Origin of the sequence: Streptomyces sp. NPDC057099 (assembly GCF_042671245.1) — a bacterium.
Lineage (GTDB): Bacteria > Actinomycetota > Actinomycetes > Streptomycetales > Streptomycetaceae > Streptomyces > Streptomyces purpurascens.
In genome coordinates this window covers 86,755-111,653 of sequence record NZ_JBHUTX010000012.1, presented here as the reverse complement: position 1 = coordinate 111,653, position 24,899 = coordinate 86,755, and the positions used below count along the sequence as shown (strand labels likewise).

Genomic DNA, 24,899 nt, shown 5'->3' with positions numbered 1-24,899 from the left:
CCCGACGCCGCCGTCACGTCCGAGATCTCGCCGACGACCTCGCACCGCACCAGCCGGACGCCCTGTGCCCGGGCCACCCGGCCGGCCCGGGCGCAGGCCGCCGTACCGCCGTCGGCCCAGTGGTCCGCCGCGGCGAGCGCCGCGAGATCCGCACCGCCCGCCGCCCGGTGCCGGATCGCGACGGCCTGTCCGAGCGCGAGGACGACTCCGAACACCACGCACAGGACGGCGATCGCCCCGACGCTCCAGACGGTGGCGGAGCCCCGGTCCGAGACGTCGCTCGTCATGCCCCGGTCCGAGACGTCGCGCGTCATGCCCCGGCGTCTCATGTGCCCACCGCCTCCTCCACCGACGCCACGGCCTCCTCGCGCACGGCCAAGGACAGCCCGCTCAGCAGCGGCGGTTCGGCCACGACAATCACCCGGACGTGTTCCGCTTCCCGGCTGACGGTCACCTTCGCGCCGGGCGGCGCCGCCTCGCGGGTCAGCCGCACGACCGCGTCGGGCGGGTCCTGGCGGGCCGCGGCGCGGGCGCCCGTCCGTGCCGCGTCCACGCACTGGATCTGCGCGGCCACGGCCAGCAGACCGCACACCAGCGCCATCGCGAACATCACCAGGACGGGCAGCACCACGGCCGACTCCGCCGTGACGAACCCCCGGTCCGAGCCCCGCTCACATCCGCGCATTGAGGGCTTCCGTCACCATGCTCTGCAGCTCCGCGCTGACCGCGCCGCTGGTGACGACCTTGTAGAGCACGACCGCGAACGCCACCGCCGCGACGAGTCCCATCGCGTACTCGGACGTGACCATCCCCGCGTCCCTCCGCGCCGCACGCATTCCGCACACCAGGGCGCGCAGCCGCGCCCGTACCGCCTGATACATCTCAACCTCCGTGAAAAAGTCCGAACTTCCTTCGGGTCCTGCTGACTTCTGTCGGTGTCGCCGGCTGCTCCCGGCCCGTATCCGCGTCATCCACCACCCCCTCCGAGCACCCCGCCCGCGAGCCCGATCACCACGGGCAGCACACCGACCGCGATGAACGCGGGCAGGAAGCACAGCCCGACCGGCGCGCTGACCATGACGCCCGCCCTGCGGGCCCTGGCCGTCGCGGCGCGGCCCCAGTCGGCTCGGGCCTCGGCGGCGAGCCGTGCGACCGGTGCAGCGGCGGGCAGTCCGGACACTCCGGCCCCTTCGAGCAGCCGGGCCAGGCCTCCGGCGCCCGGGACGGCGGCCAGCCTCCGCCAGGCCGCGCCCGGTTCACCGCCCAGCCGGACCTCCGCCGCGCCACGGGCCAGGGCGTCCCCCACAGGGCCGCCCAGGGCCTCGCCCACCGCCTGCGCCGCGATCACCGGGCCGGCGCCCGCCGCGATGCAGGCCGCCAGCAGGTCGGCCGCGAGGGGCAGTTGCCGCGCCGCCTCGTCGGGGTCGGGCGCCCGCGGGTCCGTGCCCACCGCCTCCTGCCGGAGCCACCACCGCCACATCCCGACCGCGCCGGCCAGTCCCACGGCGGCACCGACGAGGCCGCCGACCAGAGCCCATCCGGCACACGCCACACCCACGGGAGGCAGCCAGGTCCGCGCGGCCCGGCCCAAGGCGAGGCGCGGGACGGGAGCGCTCTCCTCCCGGGGCGACAACTCGGCCAGCCGCTTCCGCATCCTCCGGCGGCGCCGCGCCTCCGTCAGCCACCGCACCGACCACCCGAGGGCCAGCACGATCCCCACCACCACCCCCAGCCTGTGGACAACTTCCCCGCTCATGCCGCCGCCTCCGCGCCCCGCACGATCCGCAGCACCCACCACAGCCCCAGGCCCTCCAGCACACCGCCGACCGCCAGACAGCCCAGGCCCGCCGCCGTGTGGAGCAGGACTTGGAAGGGCTCGGCGCCGAGGGCGGTGCCGATGAGAAGCCCCAGGGCCGGCAAGCCGGCGAGCATCACCGCCGTAATCCGGGCGCCCGCCAACTGGGCTCGCAGATCGGAGCGTTGGTCCCGCTCGGCGCGCAGGGCGTCGGCAAGCCGGTCGAGTCCGGCCGCGAGCCCCGCGCCCTGGCCCACGGCCACTCGCCAGCACGCCGCGAGCCCCCGCAGCCCCTCGCCACCCGGCTGCCGGGCCGCCGCCTCGAGCGCGCCCGGCACATCACCACCGAAGCGCGCCGCCGCCAGAACCGTCGCCTGCGCGTCCACAAGTCCCCCGCAGTCCCGCGCGGCCCTCAACAGCGCCTCGCCCGGCTGGCGTCCGGCCCGCACCTCCCCGGCGAGCGCCCCGCACAACGCGATCACCGCATCCGCCCGACGCTCCCGGTCCCGCCCCGCCCGTCCGGCCAACCGGACCCGCCGCAGCAGCGGCATCCCGGCCGCTCCCAGGACGACCGGCAGCACCGAAGCCCCGAGCACCGCCAGCACCAGCCCGGCCACCGGTGACCACCACTCGGCCCGCAACCGCCCACGGACCCGCCGCAGCCCACGGGTCCCCCGCCGCCACCCGGGCGGCCCACTCCCGACGGCTCCGCCGCCCGCGAGCAGCAAGCGCGCCCGACGCGCCACCGAGTCCCGCTCGCCCAACAGCCAGACCGCCGCTCCCATGCACGCCACGGCCGCCCCCATCGACATCTCAGCCGCCCCTGCCATCACTCGGCCCTCCCCGTCCCGGCCATCGCCCGGCCCCCTCGGCCCCCGTCATCCCTCGCCCGCCCGCTGTCACCGGCACAGGGCCGCCCTCACCCGGCCCTCTTCCGCCGCCCTCGCCGTCCTGGCTGCCAGCGATGCCCTCGCCGCCCTCACTCCGCAGCAACCCCCGCAATCGCCCCCACCCCCGTTCACGCACAAAGGCCTCCGCTCCCCACCGCAGCGCCGGCACCGTCCGCACCAGCCCCGACGGATCCCGCTCCAGCACATGCACCTCGGCGATCCGCCGCCGCCCGGCCCGGTCGCGTACGAGGTGCAGCACCACGGAGAGGGCGGCCGCCACCTGGCTGTGCAGCGCGGCCCGGTCGAGCCCGGCGGCCGTGCCGAGTGCCTCCAGCCGGGCCGGTACATCGGCGGCGGCGTTGGCGTGGACGGTTCCGCAGCCGCCCTCATGGCCGGTGTTCAACGCGGCCAGCAGATGCACCACTTCGGGTCCGCGCACCTCGCCCACGACCAGCCGGTCGGGCCGCATCCGCAGTGCCTGGCGGACCAGGTCCTCGAGGGTGACGAGGCCCGCGCCCTCCTGGTTGGCGGGTCTGGTCTCCAGGCGCACCACGTGCGGATGATCCGGCCGCAGTTCGGCCGAGTCCTCGGCGAGGACGATCCGCTCGTCCGGTCCCACCAGCCCCAGAAGGGCACTCAACAGCGTCGTCTTGCCCGAGCCCGTGCCACCGCTGACCAGGAAGGACAGCCGTGCGTCGAGCAGCGCGCGCAGGACGCGGTCCCCGCCCGGCGGCACCGTGCCCGCCGCGACCAGCTCGCCGAGGGTGAAGGCACGCGGCCGTACGACCCGCAGCGACAGGCAGGCGCAGCCCACGGCCACCGGTGGCAGCACGGCGTGCAGCCGGGTCCCGTCGGGCAGCCTGGCGTCGGCCCAGGGGCGGGCGTCGTCCAGGCGGCGCCCCGCCACGGCGGCGAGGCGCTGGGCGAGCCGTCGTACGGCCGCCGCGTCCGCGAAGCGCACCGGCGTCAGCTCCAGTCCGCCGCCCCGGTCCACCCAGACCCGGTCCGGGGCCGACACCAGCACGTCCGTCACCGACGGGTCGGCGAGCAGCGGCTCCAGCGGCCCGCTGCCGACCAGCTCGGACCGCAACCGTGCGGCGGCCCCCAGGACTTCGGCGTCCCCGAGCACCCGCCCCTGCTCCCGCAGGGCCTGGGCCACGCGCGCGGGGGTCGGCTCGGCCCCGCTCTCGGCCAGCCACCGCCGCACCCCGTCGAGCAGCCCGGCGCCCTCGGATCCGGACACCGCTTCGGTCACCGCGCTCATGGGGCACCCGCCTCGACGAGCGCCCGCTCCCAGAACCCCTTGCAGAACCGGGCGAGCGGTCCGCGCGGGACGCCACCCGGTGGTGCCGTGCCCTCGTCCGGGCGCAGCAGCCCGGGCTCGACCGGCACCTCGCCGGCCAGGGGCAGTCCGAGCAGCCGGGCCACCTCCCGGTCGTCGAGCCCCGGGGGGTACGGACCGCGGACCGCCACCCGCAGGTCGCGCAGGACCATGCCGACAGCGGACGCCACGCGCCCGGCGGCCGCGACGGCCCGCAGCTCGGCGGGCACCACCAGCACGCCGAGGTCCAACTGGGCGAGTACCTCGGCGACTCCGTCGTCGATGCGGCGTGGCAGGTCGACCACGACCGTGCCGCCCCGGCGCCGGGCCGCCGCGAGCACCGCGCGCACCGCCTGGGGCGGGACCGCGATCCGGTCGCCGCGGTCCCAGCTGAGCACCCGCAGCGAGTGCAGCTCGGGCAGCGACTCCTCCAGGGCGCCCCCGCCGACCCGCCCGCGGGAGGAGGCGAACGCGGGCCAGCGCAGCCCTTCGGCCGTCTCACCGCCGAGGAGTACGTCGAGTCCGCCACCCAGCGGATCGGCGTCCACGAGGAGCGTGCGCAGCCCCTCCCGCGCGGAGGTGACGGCCAGCGCGCACGCGAGCGTGGACGCTCCGGCCCCGCCCCGGCCGCCGATGACGCCCACGGTGAGGGCGGGCCGGCCGACGCCCTCGGCCACGTCGGCGATGCGGTCGACGAGCCACTGCTCGCCGTCGGGCAGCATCAGGACGTGCTCGGCGCCGATCTCGACGGCCCGCCGCCACACCCCCGAGTCGTCCTGATCCCGGCCGACGAGGACGACGCCCCTTCTGTGCACGGCCCCTCGTACGCGCCGCGCGGCGTCGTCCCCCACGAGGACGAGCGGCGCGGCCTCCCAGCCGCCTCTGCGCTCCGGCACCCCGTGGTGCACCTCGGGTGTGGCGCCCGCCGCCGCGCACAGGCGCAGCAAGTCGTCGAGGAGGTCGGTGTCCTCGGTGACGATCAGTGGTCCGCCCTGCCGCCCTCCGGCGGCCGGTGGCGGATCGTGTGTGACGGCTCCGGCCACGGTCATCCCCCTTCACTGCTTGCCTCGCGCGGCCCTGCGGCCCCGCGATTCCCGGACGTGGGAAGAACCGACAAGGCGGCCTCCCTTTGAACGGCCGGCAGAAACCGGCCAAACGCCCCCGGCAATCGGAACCGGCCATGAACTCGCCGCGAGCGGGGTGCGTTGGGAATCACGGTGCAGCGATCCCGGAAATCGTGTGGATCTTGGTGGATAACTGTGGACGTCTCGACAGTTGTGAATATCGCCGTCACCCATACCGGTGACCGCCGCAGGCCCTCTGTGCGACTTCCACAGAGCAGTCCGACGGCTACACAGCGTGAGAAATCATGAGCATGACAAAGACGCAGCCGGCACCACATCGGAGCGGCGATCCGGCCGCGCGAAGAAGGGAGAAAACCCACCCGGACATGCGACGACCCCCGCCGGGGGGGAGAGCGGGGGTCGTCCCCACGGCCGACTCGGGGGGGGAGGAGTCGGGCCGGGTTAGCACGGTCGCGAACGATCCGTGACTTCCATGGTGTACCCGAGAGCCCTCTCAGGCAAACCCACGCGCCCCACCTTACGCCGAATGGGCTGCCCCTATGCTCAGGGGCGTGGAAAACCACTCGTTGCCCCGCACAGCGGCCTTCTTTGACCTGGACAAGACGGTCATTGCGAAGTCGAGCACGCTCACGTTCAGCAAGTCGTTCTACCAAGGCGGTCTGATCAACCGCAGGGCCGTCTTGCGCACCGCATATGCCCAGTTCGTCTTCCTGGCCGGCGGCGCCGACCACGACCAGATGGAGCGTATGCGCGCCTACTTGTCCGCGCTGTGCCGCGGTTGGAACGTGCGGCAGGTGAAGGAGATCGTCGCCGAGACGCTGCACGACCTGATCGACCCGATCATCTACGACGAGGCCGCCTCCCTCATCGAGGAACACCACACCGCGGGCCGCGACGTCGTGATCGTGTCCACATCGGGCGCGGAGGTGGTCGAGCCGATCGGTGAACTGCTCGGCGCGGACCGCGTGGTGGCGACCCGCATGGTCGTGGGCGACGACGGCTGCTTCACCGGCGAGGTGGAGTACTACGCGTACGGCCCGACCAAGGCCGAGGCCATCAGGGAGCTGGCCGCGTCCGAGGGGTACGACCTCAGCCGCTGCTTCGCCTACAGCGACTCGGCGACCGACGTCCCGATGCTGGAGTCCGTCGGCAACCCCCATGCCGTGAACCCGGACCGCGCGCTGCGCCGTGAGGCCCTCGCGCGCGGGTGGCCGATTCTGGACTTCCACCGTCCGGTCCGTCTCAAGCAGCGCATTCCCGCGTTCTCCGTACCGCCGCGTCCGGCGCTCGTCGCGGTCGCCGCGATAGGCGCCGCCGCGGCCACCGCGGGACTGGTCTGGTACGCGAACCGGCGCCGGGCGTCGGTCGCCTGACCCGGGACGACCGGAAGTCCTGTTTGAACGCAAAAGTAAAGAAGTGCAGCCTGGACTTCCGCTTACTGGGGGGCAGGAGTACAAAGGACTCAACGGCCCGCGAGACCAAGGACATCCGAGAGGATCACCTTAAATACGCATTTGGCCCCACGGACCGAGCATGAACACCGGGCACCCACGCGACGTCGACCCGTCGAATACGGGCCAGCCGCACCAGGGACGGGCAAAGTTCCCGACCTGATGGGCATATATCGAGGACGCTTGGTAACCCGATGCTCATGCCAGCGGCGGTACGAGTTTCTCGTACCGCCGCATCAGTTTCCGGCCCCTGTGGACGAGTGTCACGCCGCTCCGCGCTGCAGCGCCTCGCACACCGCCGTCGATTCGCGTGCCCCCAGCTCGACCGCCCTGCCGCAGTGGGCGATCCAGGCGGCCACACCCTCCGGCGTACCGGAGACGTACCCGTCGAGGGCTTCCCGGTAGGCGCCGCGGCCCAACTCGGCGTGGCCGACCTCGGCCGGGCAGACCGACTTCGGGTCCAGCCCGCTGCCGACCAGGACGATGCGCTCGGCCGTGCGCGCGACCAGGCCGTTGTGGGACGTGAACGGGCGCAGCGCGAGGAGTTCGCCGTGCACGACGGCGGCCGTCACCAGCGCCGGTGCGGTGCCGCCCGCGATGATCAGCCCGGCCAGTCCCTCCAGCCGGCCGTGCGCCTCGGCCGCGCTCGGCAGCGGCAGCGCGACGAGCGGCTCGTCGACCGGCTCGCCCTCCTGCCGGGGCCGTCCCACCTGGTCGCCCTGGTCGGCGGCCGCGACCAGGTGCAGCCGGGCCAGCACCCTCAGGGGCGACTGCCGCCAGATCGACAGCAACTGGCCCGCCTCCGCGGTGAGCCGCAGCGCGGCACCCACGGTGTGCGCCTCGTCGTCACCGCTGAAGTCCGTACGCCGGCGCACCTCCTCCAGGGCCCAGTCCGCGCCGGACAGCGCCGCCGAGCCACGGGCGCCGCGCAGGGCCGCCTCGGAGGTGACCGCGTTGCTGCGCCGCCGCATGATGCGGTGCCCGTAGACCCGGTCCACGGCCTTGCGCACGGACTCCACGGACTCGGCCACTCCGGGCAGAGCTCCCAGGGTCGCCAGGGGATCGGCGGTCGCACCTGCTGTACTCATGAGTACGACCCTACGCACCCCGGGAGCCCTCCCCACGGCGGAGTGGCCTTCCTCACGTGCGCTACGGCTTCGCCGCCGGCGCCCCGGGCACGCCCTTCGGGGCCGGGGCGGGGTCACCCCCGAGGAAGGACGCCCAGCCCTGCTTCGGCGCCTCGCCGACCTTCAGGGAGCGCAGCTTCTCCAGCGTCTCCGGGTCCTGGGCGTCCAGCCAGTCCACGAGCCGGCGGAACGAGACACAGCGCACCTCCTTCCTGGTGCACACCGCCTCGATGACCTCCTCGACGGCCCGCATGTAGGTGCCGCCGTTCCAGGACTCGAAGTGGTTGCCGATGATCAGGGGCGCGCGGTTGCCGTCGTACGCCCGGCGGAAGCCCTTGAGCAGGCCCTCGCGCATCTGGTCGCCCCAGAAGTCGAACTTGCCGGGGTCGCCCTGGGTGGTGGTGCCCGACTGGTTGACCATGAAGTTGTAGTCCATGGTGAGCTGCTCGTAGGAGTGCCCGGGGAAGGGCACGAGCTGCATGGACACGTCCCACAGGCCCTGCTTCCGCTTGGGCCAGACCTGGTCGTTGACGCCGCTGGTGTCGTAGCGGAAGCCCAGATCGCGGGCCGCCTTCATGAAGTTCCGCTGGCCTTCGAGGCAGGGCGTGCGGGCGCCGATGAGCTCCTTGTCGTAGTCGAAGGGCAGCGGGGACGCGTTCCGCAGGCCCGTGTTGGTCTTCCAGGTCCGCACGAAGTGCTTGGCCTGGGCGATCTCGTCCTTCCAGTCCTCCACCGACCACTCGCCGACCCCGCCGCCGCTGCCGCAGAAGTGGCCGTTGAAGTGCGTGCCGATCTCGTTGCCCTCCAGCCACGCCAGGCGCAGTTGCTTCGCGGTGGCGGCGATGCCGCGGCGGTCGTTGAAGCCGATGTCGGAGCGGCCCGGGGAGTGCTGCGGTGGCCGGTAGAGGTCGCGTTTCTCGTCCGGCAGCATGTACACGCCGCTCAGGAAGTACGTCATCGTCGCGTTGTTGGCCTTGGCGACCTTGCGGAAGTGGGAGAACAGCCTCTGACTGTCCTCGCCCGCGCCGTCCCAGGAGAAGACGACGAACTGCGGGGGCTTCTGGCCGGGCCGCAGCCGTTCGGGCCTGGGCAGGTGGGGCTGGGCGCCGGTGTAGGCGGTGGAGCCGTCTCCGATCAGCCGGACCGCGCTCTTCGGCGCCTGGGCCGGTTTCGCCTTCTGCGGTGCGGGGGCTTCGTTCCGGGAAGTGCCGGTCGAGCAACCGGCGAGCGATGCGGCGCAGACCGCCGCGATCACGGAGCACGCGGCGATCCTGTGGGTGGCGGCCATGTGTCGCCCACCTTCTTCCTTCTCTCGGGTGCCGACAGCGCCGCCAAATTCGCACGGGACAGAGAAGGAATTAGTACGACAAGCCGATGAAATGGCCACTTCACTCGTCGGGGTGATTTATTCGCCCATTTGCCCGTAAAGTCTATGCCTGTCCTTTACTCTGCATTACGATCCGTTTACCGAGCGTTGATGCATCCCGCCGATTTACGCCGTGCCCTACGGCCGCGACCGATCCCCGCCCCGAGCGGGAGCCCCAGTCACGCGACCGCGCAGCCCCGGAGGAGACGGGAAACAATGTCTGCCTGCGTCCCCACACGCGCCGCCGACCCGAACCGGACCGAGCGCACCCACCCGCCCCACAGCCCGCCCCCGACCGGCCCCCGCCGCTTCCGGATCGCGGGTGCCGACGTGTCGGCCTCGATCGCGGTCTTCCTGATCGCCCTGCCCCTGTCCCTGGGCATCGCCCTCGCCACCGGCGCCCCCCTGCAGGCCGGCCTCGTGGCCGCCGCCGTGGGCGGAGTCGTCGCCGGACGGCTCGGCGGCTCCCCGCTCCAGGTGAGCGGACCGGCCGCCGGACTCACCGTCGTCACCGCCGACCTCATCCTGCGCTACGGCTGGCGGACGACCTGCGCCATCACCGTCCTCGCCGGCCTCGCCCAACTCGGCCTGGGCTGCCTGCGCGTGGCCCGTGGCGCCCTCGCCGTCAGCCCCGCCATCGTGCACGGCATGCTCGCCGGGATCGGTGTCACCATCGCCGTCGCCCAGCTGCACATCGTGCTCGGCGGCACACCGCAGAGCTCCGTCCCCGACAACCTCCGCGCACTGCCCGCCCAGTTGGCGCATGTGCACCCCGCGGCCATCTCGGTGAGCGCGCTGACGCTCGCGCTGCTGCTGCTCTGGCCGAGACTGCCCGGCCGGGCCGGACGCCTGCTGCGCAAGATCCCGGCCGCGCTCATCGCCGTGGCCGGAGCCACCGCGGTCGCCGCCCTCGCGGGTCTGCGCCTGCCCAAGGTCGACCTGCCGTCCTGGAGCAACCACGCCCTGGCCGGGCTGCCCGAGGGCCCCGTGCTCGGCCTTGTCGCCGCGGTGCTCACCACCACGCTGGTGTGCAGCGTGCAGTCACTGCTCGGCGCGGTCGCCGTGGACAAGCTGGTGGCGGGCCGCCCGGGCCTGTCGGCCCAGGTCGGCCGCTCCCGCCTCGACCGCGAACTGCTCGGACAGGGCGCCGCCAACATCGTCTCCGGCTCGCTCGGCGGACTGCCCATCGCCGGTGTGGCCGTGCGGAGTTCGGCGAATGTGCACGCGGGTGCGGTGAGCCGGAACTCCACGATGCTCCACGGCGTTCTCGTAGTGATCGCCGCACTGCTGATGGTCCCGCTCCTGGAGCTCATCCCGCTCGCCTCGCTCGCCGCCCTGGTGATGGCCGTCGGCATCCAGATGGTGTCCCTGCACCACATCCGTACGGTGACGCGCCACCGCGAAGTGTGGGTCTACGCCGTCACCACCCTGGGCGTCGTGTTCCTCGGCGTCCTGGAAGGCGTCGCGCTGGGCATCGCCATGGCCGTCGGCGTCGCCCTGCACCGCCTCACCCGCACCCGCATCACACACGACGAGACGGAAGGAGTCCATCACGTACACGTCAGAGGACAGTTGACGTTCCTCGCGGTGCCACGGCTCAGCCGGACCCTGCATCTCGTACCCCATGGAGCCGACGCCGTCGTCGAGATGGACGGTTCGTTCATGGACCACGCGGCGTACGAGACGTTGCAGGACTGGCAGAAGACGCACACCGCGCAGGGCGGCACCGTGGAGATCGCCGGCCGGCACCCCGGCACCCGTGTCACCGAGCCCCAGGCCCTCACCGGCTGCCGTTGCCGGCCCTGGACACCCTGGCGCAACCACCAGTGCGACCGCCCCCGGTCCGCACCCCGCTCCGAGCACGACCCGGACGGGACGGACCGCCCCGAGCCGGACGCGACAGGTCCCGGCGGAGCCAGCGGGGACGAACTGGCGCGTGGCATCAGCGCGTTCCAGCGCAACACCGCGCCCCTGGTGCGCAGTGAGCTGGCCCGGCTGGCGCGCGAGGGACAGCGGCCCTCGCAGCTCTTCCTGACCTGCGCCGACTCACGGCTGGTCACCTCGATGATCACCTCCAGTGGTCCCGGCGACCTGTTCGTGGTGCGCAACGTGGGCAACCTCGTGCCGCTGCCCGGCGAGGAGAGCGGTGACGACTCGGTGGCCGCGGCGATCGAGTACGCGGTGGACGTGCTGAACGTGCGGTCCATCACGGTGTGCGGGCACTCCGGGTGCGGAGCCATGCAGGCGCTGCTCAGCTCCGAACCGGGCGGCACCCGGACCCCGCTCGAGCGATGGCTGCGGCACGGCCGGCCCAGCCTGAAGCGCGTGACCGACGACAGCCCACCGTGGGGCAGACTCGCCGGACGGGCCCCCGAGGGCGCGGTCGAGCAGCTCTGCCTGACCAACGTGGTCCAGCAGTTGGAGCATCTACGCGCCCACGACTCGGTCGCCCGCGCCCTGAAGGAGGGCGAACTGGAGCTGCACGGCATGTACTTCCACGTGGGAGAGGCCCAGGCCTATCTACTCACCGAGGTGGACGGGGACTGGGTGTTCGACCACGTCCGGGAGGCCGACCACGCACGGGAGTCCGACCAGCCGGCGTGAGCGCGGGGGGCCCGCCCCACGGCAGTTGGCATGAGCCCGGGGCCCGGCCCACGGCAGTTGGCGTGAGCCCGGGACCCAGCCCCACGGCAGTCGGCACAAGCGCGAGGCCCAGCCCACGACAGTCGGCGTGAGCCCGGGACCCAGCCCCACGGCAGTCGGCACAAGCGCGAAGCCCGGGCCACGGCAGCCGGCGTGAGCGCGGGGCCCAGCCCCACGGCAGCCGACAGGAGCCGGGGGTCCCGCCCTCCGCAGCCAGCATGGGCCAAGTGCCTCGCCCGCCGGCAGCCGACCAAGGCGGCGGCCCGCGCCCAACAGCCCCTGCCCGGGCCAGGTCCGGCGAAGGCGGGCGGCGCCCCCCGTACGCCGCCCGCCACCTGCCACCTGCCGTGCGCCGCCCACCGGCCCCCTCAGCCCTCAGCGACCTCAGCCCCCAGCCCTCAGCCCCCAGCGACCTCAGCCCCCAGACTCCACCTCGCAAGGCGCGATCTCGCCCTTGACCGCGTAGAACAACTCGGAGTTGACCCCGGGTCGGCCGTCCTTGCGGCTGGTGTTCTCCATGCCCAGGGAGTCTCCGGGGTGCAGGGTGACCTGCCAATTGCGGTGGAAGGCCGGGTCGGTCGGGCCGCCGACGGGGACGGTTCCGTCCTTGGGCGGCTCGCCGATGAACCCCCGTGCCACGCTGCCCGTCAGCATCTTGCCGCGCGGCTGCTTGCACTGCTGACCGAAGGAGAGGTTGTTGATGGTCACGTGAATGCCCTCGGCCCGCAGGCGTTCGGCCAGCCGGCGCTGGGCGTCCTGGCCTATCGCGATCTTCGTGAGGGTGAGCGTGACCCTGCCGTCGCCGTGCCGCTCCACCGCGTACGCCGGGGATTCGCCCGGCGAGCCCGGCACGAGCACCAGCACCAGCCCGGTCACGGCACACGCGCCCGCGGCCAAGGCGAGCCGCCGCCCCGTGAGCACCGCCGCGAACGGGGAGCGTCGCGCGGCGACCGCCTCGGCGGGACCGGTGGCCGCCCCGGCGGGACCGGTGGCCGCCCCGGCGGGACCGCTGGCCCCGCGCACCTCGATCTCGCGCCGCAGCTCAGCCAGCAGCCGGTCCTCGAACGTGGTCTTCGTGGTCATGCCTCTCCTCCGGATTCTCCGGCTCCGCCGGTGACGTAAGTCAGGGATGCGCCGGGCGGGGCCTCCGGCACCGGATCCGCCTCCGCCCGCAGGGCCTTGCGGGCCCGGTGCAGCCGCACCCGGGCCGTGACTTGGCGGATGCCGAGCGCGGCGGCGGCCTCGGTCACCGTGAGCTGGTCCACGGCGACGAGTTCGACGACGGCCCGTTCACCGTCCGGAAGCCGCTCCAGCGCGGCCAGCGCCCGGCGCCCCGGGCTCTCGGCGTCGAGCTTGTCCTCGAGCCGCGCGATGTCGTCGGGCTCCAGCAACCGCCGCCCCGAGATGCGGCGGTCGCGCGCCGTCTCTCGAGCGACCCGGCGGCGCTCGGAGGAGACGATGTTGCGTGCGATGCCGTACAGCCAGGCCCGCTCGTCGCCCCGGCCGGGGCGGTAGGTGTGGGCGGAGTCGAGCGCCGCGAGGAAGACCTCGGCGGTCAGGTCCGCCACCGTGTGGACGTCGGCGACACGCCGGGCCACGAAAGACATCACGGCGTCCACATGGCGCCGGTAGAACTCTTCGAAGAGCTGAGGGTCGTGGGCCGCCGCCGCGGGTCCGCCCCGTATGCCGTCCACTCGGCTGTCCTCTCTCTCGGTGCGCCTTCACCTGTAGTTGGGCCGGACTGTGAGAGGCGTTACAGAGGATGAACCCTGCCTGGTCGGCGTCCGTGGGTACGGATGACCCCGGCCGCCGAAACCGACCCCACAAGAGGTCTAAACCAATCGGCGGTCGGCCCTTGTCATCGCACCCCCGGGTCTGATGAGCTGTGGCCTGGGACACAACGGACACCCCGGGAAAGGCAGATGCCGTGAGCAACGAAAGCCTGGCCAACCTGCTGAAGGAAGAGCGCAGGTTCGCACCCCCCGCCGACCTGGCCGCAGGCGCCAACGTCACCGCGGAGGCGTATGTACAGGCCAAGGCTGACAGGCTCGGCTTCTGGGCCGAGCAGGCCCGTCGGCTGACCTGGGCCAAGGAGCCCACCGAGACCCTCGACTGGTCGAACCCGCCGTTCGCCAAGTGGTTCAAGGACGGCGAGCTCAATGTCGCCTACAACTGCGTCGACCGGCATGTGGAGGCCGGGCTCGGCGAGCGGGTCGCCATCCACTTCGAGGGTGAGCCCGGCGACAGCCGCGCGATCACCTACGCCGAGCTCAAGGACGAGGTCTCCAAGGCCGCCAACGCCCTGCTGGAGCTGGGAGTTCAGGCCGGCGACCGGGTCGCCGTCTACATGCCGATGATCCCCGAGACCGCGATCGCGATGCTGGCGTGCGCCCGGATCGGCGCCGCCCACTCGGTCGTCTTCGGCGGCTTCTCGTCGGACGCGCTCGCCACCCGCATCCAGGACGCCGACGCGCGCGTGGTCATCACCTCCGACGGCGGCTACCGGCGCGGCAAGCCGTCCGCGCTCAAGCCGGCCGTGGACGAGGCGGTCGAGAAGGCGGGCATCGTCGAGCACGTGCTGGTCGTGCGCCGCACCGGCCAGGAGGTCGCCTTCACCGAGGGCCGCGACGTGTGGTGGCACGAGGCCGTGGAGCGGCAGAGCGCCGAGCACGCCCCGCAGGCGTTCAACGCCGAGCACCCGCTGTTCATCCTGTACACCTCGGGCACCACGGGTAAGCCGAAGGGCATCCTGCACACCTCGGGCGGCTACCTCACGCAGACCGCCTACACCCACCACGCCGTCTTCGACCTCAAGCCGGAGACCGACGTCTACTGGTGCACCGCCGACGTCGGCTGGGTCACCGGTCACTCGTACATCGTCTACGGCCCGCTCGCCAACGGCGCCACGCAGGTCATGTACGAGGGCACGCCCGACACCCCGCACCAGGGCCGCTTCTGGGAGATCGTGCAGAAGTACGGCGTGACGATCCTCTACACCGCGCCGACCGCGATCCGTACGTTCATGAAGTGGGGCGACGACATCCCCGCCAAGTTCGACCTGTCCAGCCTCAGGGTGCTGGGCTCGGTGGGCGAGCCGATCAACCCCGAGGCGTGGATCTGGTACCGCAAGAACATCGGCGGCGACCGCACCCCGATCGTGGACACCTGGTGGCAGACCGAGACCGGCTCGATGATGATCACCCCGCTGCCGGGCGTGACCGCGACGAAGCCCGGCTCCGCCCAGACGCCGCTGCCCGGAATCGCCGCGACGGTCGTCGACGACGAGGCGCGCGAGGTGCCCGACGGCGGTGGCGGCTACCTGGTCCTCACCGAGCCGTGGCCGTCGATGCTGCGCACCATCTGGGGCGACGACCAGCGGTTCATCGACACGTACTGGTCGCGCTTCGAGGGCAAGTACTTCGCCGGTGACGGTGCCAAGAAGGACGACGACGGCGACATCTGGCTGCTCGGCCGGGTCGACGACGTCATGCTCGTCTCGGGGCACAACATCTCCACCACCGAGGTCGAGTCCGCGCTCGTGTCCCACCCGTCGGTCGCCGAGGCGGCCGTGGTCGGCGCGGCGGACGAGACGACCGGGCAGGCGATCGTCGCGTTCGTGATCCTGCGCGGTACGGCCGCCGAGACCGAGGACCTGGTCGCGGAGCTGCGCAACCACGTCGGCAACACCCTCGGCCCGATCGCCAAGCCCAAGCGGGTCCTGCCGGTGGCCGAGCTGCCCAAGACCCGCTCCGGCAAGATCATGCGCCGTCTGCTGCGGGACGTCGCGGAGAACCGCCAGCTCGGTGACGTCACCACGCTGACCGACTCCACGGTCATGGACCTCATCCAGTCCAAGCTGCCCGCCGCGCCCAGCGAGGACTGAGTACGGGATACCGGAACGGACGAGGGGCACCCGGCAGCCACGCGCTCCGGGTGCCCCTCGCGGCGTGGTGAAGGCCACTCCGGGCCACTCCGTGCGCCCCGCCGCACACTTAGGTAAGCTAAACAAAACGAAGCTCATAGGGGTGCCGGGAAGTCTGGTCGGCAGGTAGTCACGTCCTACCCGGAAACCGGAGGTCTCCCCAGTGACCGCGCCCCGCTCCACCACCCCTCGCAAGGTCCTCGGACGACTCTCGCTGCCCGAGCGGACCTACGTGGCGGACGCGCTGCGCACCGAGACCGTCGGCGGTGTCCTGCTGCTCGCCGCCGCGGTCACCGCACTGCTCTGGGCGAACATCCCGGCACTGGGCGACAGCTACGAGAGCGTCGCCCACTTCAAGCTCGGCCCCACCGCGCTCGGTCTCGACCTGTCTCTCGCGCACTGGGCCGCCGACGGGCTGCTGGCGATCTTCTTCTTCGTCGCCGGGATCGAACTCAAGCGCGAACTCGTCGCCGGCGACCTGCGCGACCCCAAGGCCGCCGCGCTCCCGGTCGTCGCCGCCCTGTGCGGCATGGCCGTACCGGCGCTCGTCTACACCGTCACCAATGTCACCGGCGGCGGCTCCCTGGCCGGGTGGGCCGTGCCCACCGCCACCGACATCGCCTTCGCGCTCGCCGTGCTCGCGGTCATCGGCACATCCCTGCCGAGCGCGCTGCGGGCCTTCCTGCTCACGCTCGCCGTCGTCGACGACCTCTTCGCGATCCTGATCATCGCCGTCTTCTTCACCGCCGACCTGAACTTCGCCGCGCTCGGCGGCGCCGTGGTGGGCCTGGGCGTCTTCTGGCTGCTGCTGCGCAAGGGCGTACGCGGCTGGTACGTGTACGTGCCGCTCGCGCTCGTCGTCTGGGCGCTGATGTACAACAGCGGCGTCCATGCCACCGTCGCCGGCGTGGCCATCGGCCTGATGCTGCGCTGCCACCGCAAGGAGGGCGAGACCCGCTCCCCCGGCGAGCACATCGAACACCTCGTACGCCCCCTGTCGGCGGGCCTGGTCGTACCGCTCTTCGCACTGTTCAGCGCGGGTGTCTCCGTCACCGGCGGAGCGCTCGCGGACGTGTTCCGCTCGCCGGAGACCCTCGGGGTCGTCCTCGGGCTGGTCGTCGGCAAGACGCTCGGCATCTTCGGCGGGACCTGGCTGACGGCCCGTTTCACCCGGGCCTCGCTCAGCGACGATCTCGCCTGGGGGGACGTGTTCGCGGTGGCGAGCCTCGCCGGCATCGGCTTCACGGTCTCGCTGCTCATCGGCGAACTCGCCTTCGCCGGCGACGAGACGATGACGAACGAGGTCAAGGCCGCCGTCCTGCTGGGCTCGCTCATAGCCGCCACGCTGGCGACCGTCCTGCTGAAGATACGGAACGCCAAGTACCGCCGCCTGTGGGAGGACGAGGAGCGCGACGACGACCTCGACGGCATCCCGGACATCTACGAGGAGGACGACCCGGCGTACCACCTGCGCCTGGCCGCCCGCTACGAAGCCAAGGCCGCGGAACACCGCAGGATCGCCCAGGAGAAGGCAGCCGCGCGCCACGAGCTTGCCGAAGTACCGGGCGGGGCAGGCGAGGACCACGACGGTCCGGCATGATCTGACGAGACGGTACAAAAAGACGGAGAGGGAGAGACCGCGATGAGCGCACCCGACGGCAGCCCGGTCGGCGCCGAACGCAGCATCGGCCAGCTGTTCGCCTCGGCGACGACGGAAATGTCGGCGCTGGTGCACGACGAGATCGCGCTGGCGAAGGCGCAGCTCAAGCAGGACGTCAAGCGCGGCGCGACCAGCGGCGGCGCCTTCTCGGCAGCCGGCGCGGTGCTGATCTTCTCCCTGCCGATGCTGAACTTCGCGCTGGCGTACGGCATCCGCACCTGGAGCGACTGGAACCTCGCGATCTGCTTCCTGCTGTCCTTCGCGGCGAACGTGCTGGTCGCCGTCGTGCTCGCGCTGATCGGCGTGGTCTTCGCGAAGAAGGCCAAGAAGAGCAAGGGCCCGCAGAAGGTCGCCGCCTCGATGAAGGAGACCGCGGGCGTCCTGCAGAAGGCCAAGCCGCACCCGCGTCCGGAGCTCCCGCAGGACCGGGTCCCCGAGGCCATCGAGGCTGTGGCACGCTCGTCGTCATGACGGACCCCGCCACACCCTCGGCACAGCCGGCCTCGGCCGTTCTCCTCGACCTCCCCGGCGGGAGGAAGGTGAGCCACCGGGACGTCGCCGCCAACGGCGCCCGCTTTCACATCGCCGAGCTGGGTGACGGGCCGCTGGTGCTGCTGCTGCACGGCTTCCCGCAGTTCTGGTGGACCTGGCGGCACCAGCTGACGGCGCTCGCCGACGCGGGCTTCCGGGCCGTCGCCATGGACCTGCGGGGTGTCGGGGGCAGCGACCGTACGCCGCGCGGGTACGACCCCGCCAACCTCGCGCTCGACGTCACCGGCGTCATCCGCTCGCTCGGCGAGCCGGACGCCGCGCTGGTCGGCCACGACCTGGGCGGATACCTCGCGTGGACCGCCGCCGCGATGCGCCCCAAGCTGGTGCGGCGGCTGGCGGTCGCGTCCATGCCGCATCCGCGGCGCTGGCGCTCGGCCATGCTGCGAGACGTCAAGCAGACGCGCGCCGGTTCACACATCTGGGGGTTCCAGCGGCCCTGGATCCCGGAGCGGCAGCTCACCGCCGACGACGGGGCGCTGGTGGCCGAGCTGATCCAGGAGTGGTCCGGGCCGCGCCCGCCGGAGGACGAGGCCCTGGAGACCTACCGCCGTGCCATGTGCATCCCCTCCGCGGCGCACTGCGCGGTCGAGCCGTACCGCTGGATGGTGCGCTCCCTGGCCCGCCCGGACGGCATCCAGTTCAACCGCCGCATGAAGCGGCCCGTGCGCGTGCCCACCCTCCATCTGCACGGCTCGCTCGACCCCGTGATGCGCACGCGCAGCGCGGCCGGCTCCGGCGAGTACGTCGAAGCCCCCTACCGCTGGCGCCTGTTCGACGGTCTGGGCCACTTCCCGCACGAGGAGGACCCGGTCGCGTTCTCCTCGGAGCTCATCAACTGGCTCAAGGATCCCGAACCCGATCGGTGACCGGACGACCCCGCCCGGTATCCGCACGTGAACGCTTGTCCTACGAACGGCCACTTGCCTGGCGCATAGGCCAATTGGGCGCCCCGGGAGCGGTTATCGACCATGGGGCGGGGGCACAGGTCGAGGTATGGGCTGGACGCACGACTACAGTGACGCAAGCCGCAATCGCCGCTCGGCGGGCGGTGCGAACCCCCACCAGCGAAGCGGCGCACCGCAGATGGTGACCGCGGATCCCCGGGTCGGGATCCCGCGCATCCTCCGCCGCCGGGCCCGCTGGGTCTCCGTACGTCTGCGCCATACACGCGACTGAGGCGCCACCCACGCGAGTGACGCCCCGACCAGCCCACCGCAGGCCGCCAGCCGCTCTTAGAGCGCGCAGCTGTCGCTGTCCACCTGCTGGTTGGCGCTGCGCCCCTTGGTGATGTCCTCCTGGATCTCGTCCACGGTCAGCGCGTACCCCGTCTCGGCGTCGTCGAGGGACTTGGCGAAGACCACGCCGTAGACCTTGCCTTCGGGGGTGAGCAGCGGGCCGCCGGAGTTGCCCTGGCGGACGGTCGCGTAGAGGGAGTAGACGTCGCGGCGGACCGTGTCGCGGTGGTAGATGTCCGGGCCGTTGGGCTTGATGCGGCCCCGCACGCGCGCGGCTCGCACGTCGTACGCCCCGTTCTCCGGGAAGCCCGCGACGATCGCGCCGTCCCCGCTGCTCGCGTCCTCGGTGGAGAAGCGCAGCGCGGGCGCCTTGAGGTCCGGCACGTCGAGTACGGCGATGTCGCGCCGCCAGTCGTAGAGGACGACCGTGGCGTCGTACTTCCTGCCCTCGCCGCCTATCTGCACGGTCGGCTCGTCGACGCCGCCCACCACGTGCGCGTTGGTCATCACACGGCGGTCGGAGAAGACGAAGCCGGTGCCCTCCAGGACCTTGCCGCAGCTCGGAGCCGTGCCCATCACCTTGACGATGGAGCGCTGGGCGCGGTTCGCCACGGGGCTGGCGGCCAGGGCCGGGTCGGGCGGCCGGACGTCGGTGATCGGCTCGTTCGAGAACGGGCTGAAGACCTGCGGGAAGCCGTTCTGCGCGAGGACGGAGGAGAAGTCGGCGAACCAGGTGGCGGCCTGGTCCGGCAGTGCCTGGGAGACGCCCAGCAGCACCTTGGAGTTGCGGACCTCCTTGCCGAGCGTCGGCAGGGTGGTGCCCGCGAGGGCCGAGCCGATCAGCCAGGCGACCAGGAGCATGGCCAGGACGTTGACCAGGGCGCCGCCGGTGGCGTCGAGGGCCCGGGCCGGGGACCAGGTGATGTGCCGGCGCAGCTTGTTGCCGAGGTGGGTGGTGAGGGCCTGGCCGACGGAGGCGCAGACGATGACGACGACGACCGCGACGACGGCCGCGGTCGTGTTCACCTCCGCGTTGTCCGTGAGCGCGTCCCAGATGACGGGCAGTACGTAGACCGCGACGAGACCGCCGCCCAGGAAGCCGATCACCGACAGGATGCCGACGACGAATCCCTGGCGGTACCCGACGACCGCGAACCACACGGCGGCGACCAGCAACAAGATGTCCAGCACGTTCACGGAGGCCACCCTGTCATGCGCGCCAGTCGAGCGGGACCTGCTTCTCGCGGTCCCAGGGCCGCTCCCAGCCCGCGAAATGCAGCAGCCGGTCGATGATTCCGGCCGTGAAACCCCAGACAAGGGCTGATTCGACCAGAAATGCCGGACCTCGGTGGCCGCTGGGGTGGACGGTGGTGGCGCGGTGGGCGGGATCCGTGAGATCCACCACGGGGACCGTGAAGACCCTGGCGGTCTCGTTCGGATCGACGACCCCGACCGGGCTCGGTTCGCGCCACCAGCCCAGCACCGGGGTGACGACGAAGCCGCTGACCGGGATGTACAGCCTGGGCAGGACACCGAAGAGCTGGACACCCGAGGGGTCGAGGCCGGTCTCCTCCTCCGCCTCGCGCAGGGCGGCCCGCAGCGGGCCGTCGCCGTGCGGGTCGCCGTCCTCGGGGTCGAGGGCGCCGCCGGGGAACGAGGGCTGGCCGGCATGCGAGCGCAGGGAACTCGCGCGCTCCATGAGCAGCAGCTCGGGGCCGCGCTCGCCCTCCCCGAACAGGACCAGCACGGCGGACTGGCGCCCGGCGCCGTCCTCCGGCGGCAGGAAGCGGCTGAGCTGTCGCGGCCTGACCGTCTCCACGGCACGCACCACCGGGTCCAGCCAGGCGGGCAGGCCCTCCTTGCTCGGCGTCAAAGGCCCGTCCTGTGTGTCGCTCGCACGCGTCATCGCCACCCCCGTCGTCCTGCCGCTTCCAACGCGCGGCAGGTCCGAGATCGTTCCGCGAACGGCCACGATCCCCCGATCGGGCAGCTCGATCCCCCGACCGGGCAGCTCATCCGGCCCCCAGCGGCGGCGCCGGCTTGCCGCCCGCGTCCAGATACGCCTGCGGGGGCCGCAGCCGCTGGCCGGGGAAGCCGCCCTTCTCGTACTTGAGCAGCTTCTTCGCCTTCTCCGGGTCGGTCTCGCCCTCGCCGAACGCCGGGCAGAGCGGGGCGATCGGGCAGGCGCCGCAGGCGGGCTTGCGGGCGTGGCAGATACGACGGCCGTGCCAGATCACGTGGTGCGAGAGGTCCGTCCAGTCGCTCTTCGGGAAGAGCGCGCCGATGTCGGCCTCGATCTTGTCCGGGTCGGTCTCGCCGGTCCACTGCCAGCGGCGCACCAGACGCTGGAAGTGCGTGTCCACGGTGATGCCGGGCCGCCCGAAGGCGTTGCCGAGCACGACGAACGCGGTCTTGCGGCCGACACCGGGCAGCTTGACCAGGTCCTCCAGCCGGCCCGGGACCTCACCGCCGAAGTCCTCCACCAGGGCCTTGGACAGCCCTATGACCGACTTCGTCTTGGCCCGGAAGAAGCCGCACGGGCGGAGGATCTCCTCCACCTCCTCCGGGTTGGCGGCGGCCAGGTCCTCGGGGGTGGGGTACTTGGCGAAGAGGGCGGGGGTCGTCTGGTTGACGCGCAGGTCGGTGGTCTGGGCGGACAGGACCGTGGCGACGACCAGTTGGAAGGAGTTGTCGAAATCCAGCTCGGGGTGGGCGTACGGGAAGACCTCGGCGAGTTCGCGGTTGATACGGCGGGCTCGGCGGACCAGGGCCGTGCGCGACTCGTCACCCGGCGGGTGGACGACGGCCTTTGCGGGGCCGGTGCCCTTGACGCGGGCGGTGGCCTTCTTGGGCGCGACGGTGACCTTCTTGGCGGCAGGCGCCTTCTTCACGGATGCCGCCTTCTTCACAGACGCCTTCACAGACGCCTTCTTCGCAGGAGCCTTCTTCGCAGACGCCTTCTTGCTCGCGGCCCCGGCCTTCGCGGCGGCAGCCTTCTTGGCGGCAGCCTTCTTGGCCGGCGCCGACTTCCCCGAAGGCGCCGCCCTCTCTGTCGCTTTCGCCGTTTTCCTACCGCCATCGGGGCTCTGTTCGCCCACAGCGGAATCGCGACGTACAGCCACCCGCGCAGCCCCCTCGGCCTGTGCTCTCACCGGCGATTTGGACACCCGGCCAGCCTAAGGCGTGGCACTGACATCTGCCCCGGGCCCTGAAGATCGGCGTCCAATTGGACCCCTGCCGCGTACCCCGGGACACCTGTGCGGCATCCTTGTGACAGATCACACTGTTTGGACCGTCCGGCAAAACGGGCACCTCGGTGCCTTGATACAAGGGGGATCCAGGTCCCCTGAGCAGGTCGACAAGGAGAGAACTCGTGGACGACGTTCTGCGGCGCAACCCGCTCTTCGCGGCGCTCGATGACGAGCAGGCCTCGGAGCTCCGCGCCTCCATGAGTGAGGTGACCCTCGCGCGCGGCGACTCGCTGTTCCACGAGGGGGACCCCGGCGACCGCCTGTATGTGGTCACGGAGGGCAAGGTCAAGCTCCACCGGACGTCCCCGGACGGCCGCGAGAACATGCTGGCCGTGGTCGGCCCCGGCGAGCTCATCGGCGAGCTGTCGCTCTTCGACCCGGGCCCGCGCACCGCGACGGCCTCCGCGCTGACCGAGGTCAAGCTGCTCGGTCTCGGCCACGGCGACCTCCAGCCCTGGCTGAACGCCCGCCCCGAGGTGGCCACGGCGTTGCTGCGCGCGGTCGCCCGCCGGCTGCGCAAGACCAACGACGCGATGTCCGACCTCGTCTTCTCGGACGTCCCGGGCCGGGTCGCCCGTGCCCTGCTGGACCTGTCCCGCCGGTTCGGCGTGCAGTCCGAGGAGGGCATTCACGTCGTCCACGACCTCACGCAGGAGGAGCTGGCCCAGCTGGTCGGCGCGTCCCGCGAGACGGTCAACAAGGCACTGGCGGACTTCGCCCAGCGCGGCTGGCTCCGCCTGGAGGCCCGCGCGGTGATCCTGCTGGACGTGGAGCGCCTCGCCAAGCGCTCGCGCTGACGCGCACCCGCGCGTGCCGTACGTCATCGGGCCCTGTCTCCTCGCGAGACAGGGCCCGACGTCGTACCAGGGCACGTCGGCGGTCAGATGAGCCCGTGCTCGTCCAGGTAGTCCAACTGCGCCCGCACCGACAGTTCCGCCGCCGGCCACAGGGAGCGGTCCACGTCCGCGTAGACGTGGGCGACGACCTCGGTGGGGGTGCGGTAGCCGTCCTCGACGGCCGTCTCCACCTGCGCGAGGCGCTTGGCCCGGTGGGCGAGGTAGTACTCGACGGCGCCCTGGGCGTCCTCCAGGACCGGTCCGTGGCCCGGGAGCACCGTGTGGACGCCGTCGTCGACCGTGAGGGACCTCAGGCGCCGCAGGGAGTCCAGGTAGTCGCCCAGGCGGCCGTCGGGGTGGGCCACGACCGTCGTACCGCGGCCGAGGATCGTGTCGCCGGTCAGGACGGCCTGGTCCGCCGGGAGGTGGAAGGAGAGGGAGTCGGCGGTGTGGCCGGGGGTCGGTACGACCTTCAGTTCGAGGCCGCCGACGGTGATCACGTCCCCGGCGGCCAGTCCCTCGTCCCCCAGCCGGAGGGCCGGATCGAGCGCACGCACGCGCGTGCCGGTCAGTTCGGCGAACCGCCCGGCGCCCTCGGCGTGGTCGGGGTGGCCATGGGTCAGCAGGGTCAGGGCGACGCGCTTGCCGGCCTGCTCGGCCGTGGCGACGACATGGCGCAGGTGTCCGTCGTCGAGCGGCCCCGGGTCGACCACCACGGCCAGGTCCGAGCCGGGCTCGGAGAGGATCCAGGTGTTCGTGCCGTCCAGGGTCATCGCCGACGGGTTGGGGGCCAGGACGTTGACGGCGCGAGCGGTGGCGGGGCCCGTGAGGACACCGCCCCGGGGCTGGCCGGGAAGGGCTGCTGCGTCCGTCATGCGCTGGCTCCACCGGTCGGGAAGGTCGGGCGGGTCGGGATGTGCTTGGTGAACTCGTCGTGGCCCGGCCAGGAGAGGACGAGCTCGCCGTCCACGAGGCGGGCGGTGGCCAGCACGGGCGTGAGGTCACGCCCCGGGGCGTCCGCGAGCGCCCGGGCGGCCGTGTCGTAGGGCGTCAGCTGGCGCAGGGTCGCGATGGTCGGCGGCATCATCAGCAGCTCGCCCTTGTCGTAGCCGGCCGCCGCCTCGCCCGGGGCGATCCACACCGTGCGGTCGGCCTCGGTGGAGGCGTTGCGGGTGCGCTGTCCCTCGGGGAGGGCGGCCACGAAGAACCAGGTGTCGTAGCGGCGGGCCTCGAACTCGGGGGTGATCCAGCGGGTCCAGGCGCCGAGCAGGTCGGAGCGCAGGACCAGGCCACGGCGGTCCAGGAACTGGGCGAAGGACAGGTCCCGGGCGACCAGGGCGGCACGGTCCGCCTCCCAGTCGGCCCCGGTGGTGTCGCCGACGACCGAGTCGGGCGCCGGTCCGGCGAGCAGGACGCCCGCCTCCTCGTACGTCTCCCGCACGGCCGCGCAGACGATCGCCTGGGCCTCGGTCTCGTCGACGCCGAGCCGGTCCGCCCACCACGCGCGCGTGGGGCCCGCCCAGCGGATTTGGCGGTCGTCGTCCCGAGGGTCGACGCCGCCGCCCGGATACGCGTACGCGCCTCCGGCGAAGGCCATGGAGGCGCGTCTGCGCAGCATGTGGACAGCGGGACCGGTGCCGGTGCCGGTGTCCTTCAGGAGCATGACGGTGGCCGCGCGCTTCGGGGTGACCGGGGTGAGCGTGCCGTCCGCCAGGGCGCGGATGCGGTCCGGCCATTCCGGGGGGTACCACTGACCGTTCGCCAT

23 protein-coding genes and 1 pseudogene are annotated in these 24,899 nt (G+C 72.5%); 8 read left to right on the top strand and 16 right to left on the bottom strand.

Annotated elements, in window-relative coordinates; translation table 11 throughout:
- Positions 1-17 precede the first annotated feature (17 nt).
- The 7 genes and pseudogenes from ACFT4A_RS18410 to ssd all read right to left on the bottom strand — a co-directional run.
- A pseudogene (locus ACFT4A_RS18410) lies at positions 18-287 on the bottom strand (Rv3654c family TadE-like protein); the annotation flags it as partial.
- Between the two features lie 38 nt (positions 288-325).
- Positions 326-685 (bottom strand): TadE family type IV pilus minor pilin, encoded by a 360-nt coding sequence (locus tag ACFT4A_RS18405; RefSeq protein ID WP_382831309.1) that lies wholly within the window; start codon positions 683-685, stop codon positions 326-328.
- A complete protein-coding gene (locus ACFT4A_RS18400; protein WP_382831307.1) occupies positions 672-881 on the bottom strand; it encodes a DUF4244 domain-containing protein in 210 nt (69 codons plus the stop codon). The genes ACFT4A_RS18405 and ACFT4A_RS18400 overlap by 14 nt, the downstream gene beginning before the upstream one ends.
- Positions 882-967: 86 nt before the next feature.
- Positions 968-1,756: a type II secretion system F family protein gene (locus ACFT4A_RS18395; RefSeq protein ID WP_382831306.1), complete on the bottom strand. Its 789-nt coding sequence runs from the start codon at positions 1,754-1,756 to the stop codon at positions 968-970.
- Positions 1,753-2,625, bottom strand: a complete 873-nt coding sequence (locus ACFT4A_RS18390; RefSeq protein ID WP_382831305.1) for a type II secretion system F family protein — start codon at positions 2,623-2,625, stop codon at positions 1,753-1,755. Before ACFT4A_RS18390 ends, ACFT4A_RS18395 begins: the two co-directional genes overlap by 4 nt.
- A complete protein-coding gene (locus ACFT4A_RS18385) occupies positions 2,609-3,949 on the bottom strand; it encodes a TadA family conjugal transfer-associated ATPase (protein WP_382831303.1) in 1,341 nt (446 codons plus the stop codon). The genes ACFT4A_RS18390 and ACFT4A_RS18385 overlap by 17 nt, the downstream gene beginning before the upstream one ends.
- Positions 3,946-5,049, bottom strand: a complete 1,104-nt coding sequence (gene ssd, locus ACFT4A_RS18380) for a septum site-determining protein Ssd (protein ID WP_382831301.1) — start codon at positions 5,047-5,049, stop codon at positions 3,946-3,948. The genes ACFT4A_RS18385 and ssd overlap by 4 nt, the downstream gene beginning before the upstream one ends.
- A gap of 581 nt (positions 5,050-5,630) precedes the next feature.
- Between ssd and ACFT4A_RS18375 the strand changes: the two genes are divergently transcribed.
- Positions 5,631-6,464 (top strand): HAD family hydrolase, encoded by an 834-nt coding sequence (locus tag ACFT4A_RS18375; RefSeq protein ID WP_382831298.1) that lies wholly within the window; start codon positions 5,631-5,633, stop codon positions 6,462-6,464.
- Positions 6,465-6,805: 341 nt separating this feature from the next.
- Here ACFT4A_RS18375 and ACFT4A_RS18370 read toward each other — a convergent pair whose 3' ends face one another.
- A complete protein-coding gene (locus tag ACFT4A_RS18370) occupies positions 6,806-7,630 on the bottom strand; it encodes an oxidoreductase (protein ID WP_382831296.1) in 825 nt (274 codons plus the stop codon).
- 61 nt (positions 7,631-7,691) lie between these two features.
- Positions 7,692-8,957, bottom strand: coding sequence for a hypothetical protein (locus ACFT4A_RS18365; RefSeq protein WP_382831293.1), 1,266 nt, complete (start codon positions 8,955-8,957; stop codon positions 7,692-7,694).
- Positions 8,958-9,251: 294 nt separating this feature from the next.
- Here ACFT4A_RS18365 and ACFT4A_RS18360 point away from each other — a divergent pair, with 294 nt between their 5' ends.
- Positions 9,252-11,639 carry a bifunctional SulP family inorganic anion transporter/carbonic anhydrase gene (locus ACFT4A_RS18360; protein ID WP_382831291.1) on the top strand — a complete coding sequence of 796 codons (2,388 nt, stop codon included), beginning with the start codon at positions 9,252-9,254 and terminating at the stop codon, positions 11,637-11,639.
- Between the two features lie 453 nt (positions 11,640-12,092).
- On the opposite strand, the gene ACFT4A_RS18355 is transcribed toward ACFT4A_RS18360, so the two are convergent.
- Both ACFT4A_RS18355 and ACFT4A_RS18350 read right to left on the bottom strand, forming a co-directional pair.
- Complete coding sequence (locus ACFT4A_RS18355) at positions 12,093-12,761, bottom strand: hypothetical protein (protein ID WP_382831288.1); 669 nt, start codon at positions 12,759-12,761, stop codon at positions 12,093-12,095.
- A complete protein-coding gene (locus ACFT4A_RS18350; RefSeq protein WP_382831286.1) occupies positions 12,758-13,372 on the bottom strand; it encodes an RNA polymerase sigma factor in 615 nt (204 codons plus the stop codon). The genes ACFT4A_RS18355 and ACFT4A_RS18350 overlap by 4 nt, the downstream gene beginning before the upstream one ends.
- A gap of 233 nt (positions 13,373-13,605) precedes the next feature.
- Here ACFT4A_RS18350 and acs point away from each other — a divergent pair, with 233 nt between their 5' ends.
- From acs to ACFT4A_RS18325, 5 genes are all read left to right on the top strand, one after another.
- A complete protein-coding gene (gene acs, locus ACFT4A_RS18345) occupies positions 13,606-15,561 on the top strand; it encodes an acetate--CoA ligase (RefSeq protein ID WP_382831283.1) in 1,956 nt (651 codons plus the stop codon).
- A gap of 202 nt (positions 15,562-15,763) precedes the next feature.
- Positions 15,764-17,200 (top strand): Na+/H+ antiporter NhaA, encoded by a 1,437-nt coding sequence (nhaA, locus tag ACFT4A_RS18340; protein ID WP_382831281.1) that lies wholly within the window; start codon positions 15,764-15,766, stop codon positions 17,198-17,200.
- A 42-nt stretch (positions 17,201-17,242) separates the two neighbouring features.
- The gene (locus tag ACFT4A_RS18335; RefSeq protein ID WP_382831278.1) at positions 17,243-17,731 is read left to right on the top strand and encodes a phage holin family protein; all 489 of its coding nucleotides are present in this window, start codon (positions 17,243-17,245) and stop codon (positions 17,729-17,731) included.
- Positions 17,728-18,678: an alpha/beta fold hydrolase gene (locus ACFT4A_RS18330; protein WP_382831275.1), complete on the top strand. Its 951-nt coding sequence runs from the start codon at positions 17,728-17,730 to the stop codon at positions 18,676-18,678. The genes ACFT4A_RS18335 and ACFT4A_RS18330 overlap by 4 nt, the downstream gene beginning before the upstream one ends.
- A 127-nt stretch (positions 18,679-18,805) precedes the next feature.
- Positions 18,806-18,988, top strand: a complete 183-nt coding sequence (locus ACFT4A_RS18325) for a hypothetical protein (RefSeq protein WP_078506886.1) — start codon at positions 18,806-18,808, stop codon at positions 18,986-18,988.
- A 56-nt stretch (positions 18,989-19,044) separates the two neighbouring features.
- Here the strand turns inward: ACFT4A_RS18325 and ACFT4A_RS18320 are convergent, their stop codons facing one another.
- From ACFT4A_RS18320 to nth, 3 genes are all read right to left on the bottom strand, one after another.
- A complete protein-coding gene (locus tag ACFT4A_RS18320; RefSeq protein WP_382831272.1) occupies positions 19,045-20,244 on the bottom strand; it encodes a MarP family serine protease in 1,200 nt (399 codons plus the stop codon).
- 13 nt (positions 20,245-20,257) lie between these two features.
- A complete protein-coding gene (locus tag ACFT4A_RS18315) occupies positions 20,258-20,953 on the bottom strand; it encodes an NUDIX hydrolase (protein WP_382831270.1) in 696 nt (231 codons plus the stop codon).
- 106 nt (positions 20,954-21,059) lie between these two features.
- Positions 21,060-22,145 carry an endonuclease III gene (nth, locus tag ACFT4A_RS18310; protein WP_382831267.1) on the bottom strand — a complete coding sequence of 362 codons (1,086 nt, stop codon included), beginning with the start codon at positions 22,143-22,145 and terminating at the stop codon, positions 21,060-21,062.
- 275 nt (positions 22,146-22,420) lie between these two features.
- Between nth and ACFT4A_RS18305 the strand changes: the two genes are divergently transcribed.
- Entirely contained in the window at positions 22,421-23,095 is a 675-nt protein-coding gene (locus ACFT4A_RS18305) for a Crp/Fnr family transcriptional regulator (protein ID WP_215119931.1), read from the top strand.
- A gap of 83 nt (positions 23,096-23,178) precedes the next feature.
- Here the strand turns inward: ACFT4A_RS18305 and ACFT4A_RS18300 are convergent, their stop codons facing one another.
- Together ACFT4A_RS18300 and ACFT4A_RS18295 are read right to left on the bottom strand one after the other, a co-directional pair.
- Positions 23,179-24,009, bottom strand: a complete 831-nt coding sequence (locus ACFT4A_RS18300; protein WP_382831265.1) for an MBL fold metallo-hydrolase — start codon at positions 24,007-24,009, stop codon at positions 23,179-23,181.
- A complete protein-coding gene (locus ACFT4A_RS18295; RefSeq protein WP_382831263.1) occupies positions 24,006-24,899 on the bottom strand; it encodes an NUDIX hydrolase in 894 nt (297 codons plus the stop codon). Before ACFT4A_RS18295 ends, ACFT4A_RS18300 begins: the two co-directional genes overlap by 4 nt.